Source organism: Mesorhizobium sp. M2E.F.Ca.ET.209.01.1.1 (genome assembly GCF_004010375.2).
In the GTDB taxonomy this organism is placed as follows: domain Bacteria; phylum Pseudomonadota; class Alphaproteobacteria; order Rhizobiales; family Rhizobiaceae; genus Mesorhizobium.
Genome location: NZ_SADP02001061.1, coordinates 1 through 297, shown reverse-complemented (window position 1 = coordinate 297; position 297 = coordinate 1). Strand labels below are relative to the sequence as shown.

At 69.4% G+C, this 297-nt stretch carries 1 protein-coding gene; it reads left to right on the top strand.

Going from position 1 to position 297, the window contains the following annotated elements; translation table 11 throughout:
• Positions 1-297 (top strand): SDR family oxidoreductase (locus EN852_RS39125; RefSeq protein WP_135879927.1); only part of this gene is annotated, 297 nt, incomplete at both ends.

Below are 297 nucleotides of genomic sequence, written 5' to 3'. Positions count from 1 at the left end.
CCAAGGGCGTGCCGAACCGCTTTGCTTACGGCGTGACCAAGGCCGCCGTTATCGGCCTGACCAAGTCGATTGCCGGCGACTATGTCGCCAAGGGCGTCCGCTGCAACGCCATCTGCCCGGGCACGGTGGAGAGCCCCTCGCTTCAGGGCCGCATGCAGGCGCAGGGCGACTACGAGGCGGCGCACGCGGCCTTCATCGCCCGCCAGCCGATGGGCAGGATCGGCACGCCGGAAGAGATCGCCGACCTCGCCGTCTACCTGGCCGGCGCCACCTACACGACCGGGCAGGCCTACAACA